Genomic DNA, 5,287 nt, shown 5'->3' with positions numbered 1-5,287 from the left:
CCCAATGAGACAAGCCGGCGAAGTCACGGAAGGCGGGCACGTCGTGCAATGCTTCTTCCATGGCCGGGTCGCTGAGCTTGAACCACTGTTGCATGAAGTGGATGCGCAGCAGCGTCTGCACCGCAAAGGGCTGCTGGCCACGGCGGCCACTCTCGGGCGCGTGGGGCTCGATCAGCGAAACCAGCTCGCCCCAGGGAACCACCAGTTCCATCGCATCAAGGAACTCGCGCTTGCGGGTCCGCTTGATGGTGTTGCCCAGGCCCAGGCTGCTTTGCTTCATGCGCGTATTGTCTCGGCTTCAGGATTGCGCACGCACATCCCGATGGGATTCGTGCAGAGAATCCCTAGCCTACAAGCTCGCCGAAAACAAGCGGACGGCATGCTGCGCAGCACAGATGTTCTTGGACAGCGGCGACGGCGTTGTTTTTGTCGGTGAGTTTGGTGCTTGGTACTCAGCCAAAACAGGCGAATATCACCTTCCGCCAGAAAAAGCTGAGGCGCTGCTGAGAGGCACCATCGAAACCTACCAGGAACAGGACGGTCGACCACTAAAGGAGATTTTTCTGCATACACACTCAGGTGTGAGTCCGGAGGAATACAAGGGATTCTTGAGGGCGGTTCCAGAGGGTGTGAAACTCATCTCGATTCGTGTCCGCCAAGACCGTGGCGGTCAGCGCCTGTACCGCTATGACGACCATCCGGACGTCGGAAAGCGAGGCCAGTATCCCGTCCAACGTGGCGTCTTCTGGCAGCGGACAAGCCGCCACGGCCTTTTGTACACCAATGGCTTCAAAGCTCGCATCGCAAGCTACGACGGCTTCGAGATTCCCGTCCCCCTGTCAATCACCATCCAATTTGGAGAAGGTGACATCGTTCAGGTAGCCAAAGACATCCTGGGATTGACCAAGCTGAACTACAACTCTTGCCAGCTTGGTGAAGGTCGGCCTATCACCATCAAGTATTCCGACCGAGTTGGCGAAATTATTCTTGCAAATCCTGGGCTTCCCCAAACCAGTTGGAAGCACAATTTCAAGTACTACGCTTGACAGAGTCTCTCGACATTCGCACCTGCTTCGCGCAGGCACCGAACGACTGGCTCAGCGCGCGTATCGCTTTATTACAAAGACCAGGCGACAGCAAGGCTATGGCACGCCCTGACGAAAGGGCTGTCGATTTGGCGGACTGCTCCCGAGGCTCGCATTTCGGACTTGGATGCGGCCTCAGCGAGGCGCGCTCGTCAGAGAGACCTCAAACGACAAGCCGATAGGTCGCGTCGCTCTTCTTCTTTTCGATTACACCTTTGGCAACCAGCCGGTCCAGCCAGTTCCGCGTCTGCATCTGATTGAGATCCAACTCGTCGGCGATCTGAGCGGCCTTCTTGGGTGCGTGAAGTAACTGCCGAATCAATCGTTCAAAGGTCGCGAACATCTCCTGCTTCAAGTCAACTGGCGGACTCGAAGGAGCCTCAAGGAGTGTCGACTTTGCGGTTGCAGTCGACGGATCTGACGTACCCTCTTCGAGGGCCCCTGGGTTGCTAGCCGGCTCTTCAAGCATCGACACCTGGCGCACTGCATCTGGACCCCCGCTCGGCGCACCAGCAGCAATCTTGAAGTCAAGATGTCCCTGGTCAGCAGCAGCAGCGGCGGCCGCATGGCTATCGTTTGATCGATCCGCAAACAGAGCTTCTAGCGCTTCCCCGTCCTCCGGCTCTGGCCAGGGCAAGGCTCCCTCTCGGAGCAAAGCGTCTAAGCCAGCTGAACGCTTGCCACTCGATCGGATGTAGAGCGGAACGAAGTGAAGCTTGCGAAGCTGCTCTATCGCGCCTGCCCACGTCCCACCCCGCTCCAAGTCTGAATTCACGACCAAGCCGACGTCAGCCAACGCGAAGATAAATTTGTTGCGAGCGATGGCGTGCCCGACGTTGAAGCCAGCGCTTGGATCGTAGGGCGAAATCAGCAATGTGCGCCTCTCTTGAAGGCCATCTCTGAATCTCCGACTGATCGCCGCCTGCGCCAGTCCTTCTGCCATGACGTTGCAGACTATGCCGCCAAGAGCCTCCGCCCCATCCATCGCAGCACTGTCGACGCCCTTAGCGCCTCCTGAAATCAAGCCTCTGCCAGCACTGGCAGCCCTCTCTCCGGCACGCTGGGCATAGCTCAGCATCTCGTCGTCCGCGTCACGGGAGCCTACGACCGCCAGGCCGCCGTTGTCGACAAGATCCGGATCGCCACAACCGTACATGATGGGCGGCGCATCGTGCTTGAGGCGCGACTTGATCCGCTTGGGATACCGGGCATCGGCGCGACTCACCACCCAGATCGAGCGCGCACTCCAGTAATCAAGCGCCTGGGCAAGCTGAAACCCTCTGCCCACCAAGCGGGCCAGCCGTCCTGGCCCGAACAGGTTCTCGGCTTGGCGCAGCGCAGGAGACTGTGGGCTGAGAAGGTCGGACGGCTGAAAGCCTTCTTGCACAAGGAACCTTGTAAGGTCGCTGTACTCACTTTGCTTCAGCAGTTCCGCACGGGTGCCAATCTTCCCGACCATCAACGGCGCCGTCAAAAGCAAGATCGCTTGGCAGTTTGCGGAGATCTGCAGACTCATTCTTCATTTCCAGTTTTGGCAAGCGCGAGAGGCCACACTTCGCCGCAACCGTTGGAGCGCAGCAGCCAAGCGCCGATCGTAAATGTCCAACCCGAGTTCACGATATCGTCGACCAACAACACTGGACCGACCTTGCCGTCAAAGTCGCTGAATTCAAGCGACTGATCCAGGTTCCTCGCCTGTTGAGAGCTATTGTGCATGGACTTCTGAGCTGAGGTGTGCTTCACCTTGGTCAGCGCCGCGTGGAACGGCAGGCCAAGCTCAGAGGCAAGCCGCTTAGCAAAGCTCGGGACGAGATTCGGATTGTTTAGTGACGGAATGCAGGTAACCCATTTAGGAGCTGGTTCAAAACCTGCCCGGCGCACCAGCCCGGCGCAGGCCTTCACTAGGTCGTCGCCGAAGTGCGCGTGTTCGTAGCGAGCATCACGGACGATGTCGCCCCACCCAGCCGTACCGTACATCGAGAGCGCGACACCGTCCCTCGCGCGCAACTTCTCAGCGATGTTTCCGCGCAGACCGTATCCGTCCAATCCTCCGTCAGGCCACTTCTTGCGCGCCTTGATCGGCAAGCTGGTGTCCCTCATGTACTGATCCGCCTCAGCAACGAGCGCTGGATCGACCTCCGTGGGCAACGGTGGACTGCGCGGCACCTCAACAGTCGTCGGGTCACCATCGAGAGCCGAGACCAAGAACTTCATGTGTCCCTTAGTGAGGGCCATGTACTCCCTCATCTGAGCATGCTCGGCCCGTCGCAGTTCGGTCACCCTCTCAGCCGTCTCCCAGAAGCTCTTCGCCAGCATACTGCCAGTGGCTTTCCAGGCTGAGCCGTCCTTCACGATCGGTGCCGGGCTCTCGATGGCAAGGGCGGTCAGCGTTTTTTCGATTCGCCCCTTGCTCAAGTTGATAGTCTCCTGAAGGCCCGGTACGGAAAGGCCTTCGTCCCCCGCCGCATCGAGCGCCTTCATGACCGCGGTCACCTCGTCCGGTTTCGGAAAAGCGCTCTCGATGAAGTAGGTGTTGATGTCAAGCTGGTTCTTGACCGCCAGCACGATCCCGCGAGCATCTGCGATCGCACGCCCCGCACGCCCCACCTGCTGGTAGTAGTGGACGACCGAGGACGGCGGCTGGTAGTTGATGACGAAGGTCAGGTCCGGCTTGTCATAGCCCATGCCAAGCGCCGAGGTTGCGACAAGCGCCTTGACCTTGTTCTCCTTGAGCTCCTGCTCGAGAACAGCGCGATCCTCTGAATCACTTGTATAACCCTTGACCGAAAGGCCGCAGTGCGTGAGCCAACTGACGATGTACTGCACGTGAGCCTTCGTCAGGGCATAGATGATGCCGCTGCCGGGCAGCGAATAGACGGTTTTTGCGAGCCAGGCGAGCCTCTGTGCGTCGCTCGTAAACGTGATCGTCTGCAGTGTGATTGACGGGCGATTCAGCGATCCGCGTTTCACGAGCAGGTCCGGACCAAGGATCCGCTTGAGATCGTTCGACACACGTTCGTTTGCCGTGGCCGTGGTCGCAAGCACTGGCAAGTTGGGAGGCAGCGCTGCAATGAGCCGCGTGACAAGCTTGTACTCGGGCACGAAGTCATGCCCCCAGTCCGAAATGCAGTGGGCCTCGTCGACGACGAGCATCGACACGTTGGGAATCCTCGCCAGAAGGCTGGCCTGGAACTCTGCGCTCGCCAGTTGCTTCGGGTGGAACATGAGGACGTCGATCTTCCCTTCCTCGATCTGTTCGGCGATCTCGGCCCAATCCATCCGATTGGTCGAGTTGACCGTCTTGGCGGTCACCTTCATGCGCTCGGCCGCAATCTCCTGGTCCCGCATCAGCGCGAGCAGGGGCGATACCAGGAGGGTTGGCCCCCCTCCCTGTTCACGAATCAGTTTTGCCGCGATGAAGTAAACGAAGCTCTTGCCCCAGCCCGTCTTCTGAATGACGAGTAGGCGCCCCGCCGCGCCCGTGACCAGGTGACGAATCGCATCTTCCTGAGAGTCGCGGAAGGTGGCGGCAGGATTGCCACTGCCTTCTCGGAGCAGCTGTAGGGCGCGAGCTTGATCGTATTGCATTGAACTCCCTCGAACATTTGTGATGCCACTGATTTGACGGGTCACGACGAGCTGGACGCGCGCCCGACACCCGAGAATAATTGATTGCATCGGCGCCCTGGCGGAGCTCGTCCTAAACCTCCGATATAAATGGAGAACCCCCGACATCATCCGGTGCGTACCGACCTCTGGCCGTGCTGCCCGTCGGCAACCGACGCGTCGAGATCAAGGTCTACGCGCCCTGCCGTTGCGCCTGATTGCTGGCACAGCGACGCACTGAGCAAACCTTGGCCTCGTTGCGCGAGCGAAACCATTCGACGGACAGACACGTCGCTCGCCGAAGACAGCTTCTGGTCGAGAAGCAGACGGTAGCCACACCATGGCCGATCGACAGCAATCGCTGCAAAGTTAACGTACTGCTCCGGTCGCTCCCTGGCTGCCGCCAGCGCTCGTGGTGACTGGATCAGCTGCTCTCGCGCTGTACCGGATGCCGACGCTCACCGGAATCCGCAGGGTGAGCCCTATGCACTCGACCTCTCGCACGGCTTTGTTGCACAAATCACCCCGGCCACACCGGTAGACTGAAGGCGTGACGGAAGCAAAGAGCGAGAGGCGGACCAAGTACCGCACGACGA

The 5,287-nt window shown here is 59.5% G+C and carries 4 protein-coding genes; 1 reads left to right on the top strand and 3 read right to left on the bottom strand.

Features of this window, described 5'->3' with window-relative positions; genetic code table 11:
* The coding region (locus tag AX018_RS24235; protein WP_146749454.1) for a transposase at positions 1-280 on the bottom strand (280 nt) is incomplete at its 3' end.
* Between the two features lie 115 nt (positions 281-395).
* Between AX018_RS24235 and AX018_RS25060 the strand changes: the two genes are divergently transcribed.
* A complete protein-coding gene (locus AX018_RS25060) occupies positions 396-1,046 on the top strand; it encodes an argonaute/piwi family protein (RefSeq protein WP_146749453.1) in 651 nt (216 codons plus the stop codon).
* A 202-nt stretch (positions 1,047-1,248) separates the two neighbouring features.
* On the opposite strand, the gene AX018_RS24225 is transcribed toward AX018_RS25060, so the two are convergent.
* Together AX018_RS24225 and AX018_RS24220 are read right to left on the bottom strand one after the other, a co-directional pair.
* Entirely contained in the window at positions 1,249-2,601 is a 1,353-nt protein-coding gene (locus AX018_RS24225) for a DNA-processing protein DprA (protein ID WP_111882802.1), read from the bottom strand.
* A complete protein-coding gene (locus tag AX018_RS24220; RefSeq protein WP_111882801.1) occupies positions 2,598-4,673 on the bottom strand; it encodes a DEAD/DEAH box helicase in 2,076 nt (691 codons plus the stop codon). The genes AX018_RS24225 and AX018_RS24220 overlap by 4 nt, the downstream gene beginning before the upstream one ends.
* Positions 4,674-5,287: the final 614 nt, after the last annotated feature.

It is taken from the genome of Paracidovorax anthurii (genome assembly GCF_003269065.1).
Taxonomy (GTDB): domain Bacteria; phylum Pseudomonadota; class Gammaproteobacteria; order Burkholderiales; family Burkholderiaceae_C; genus Paracidovorax; species Paracidovorax anthurii.
The sequence above is the reverse complement of the archived record's forward strand: the minus strand, read 5'-3'. Positions and strand labels throughout refer to the sequence as shown.

What these genes read in the sequence shown, in the direction of transcription:
- AX018_RS25060 (WP_146749453.1), top strand. Translation starts at nt 396, where the DNA reads ATGTTCTTGGACAGCGGCGACGGCGTTGTTTTTGTCGGTGAGTTTGGT.
- AX018_RS24225 (WP_111882802.1), bottom strand. Translation starts at nt 2,601, where the DNA reads ATGAGTCTGCAGATCTCCGCAAACTGCCAAGCGATCTTGCTTTTGACG.
- AX018_RS24220 (WP_111882801.1), bottom strand. Translation starts at nt 4,673, where the DNA reads ATGCAATACGATCAAGCTCGCGCCCTACAGCTGCTCCGAGAAGGCAGT.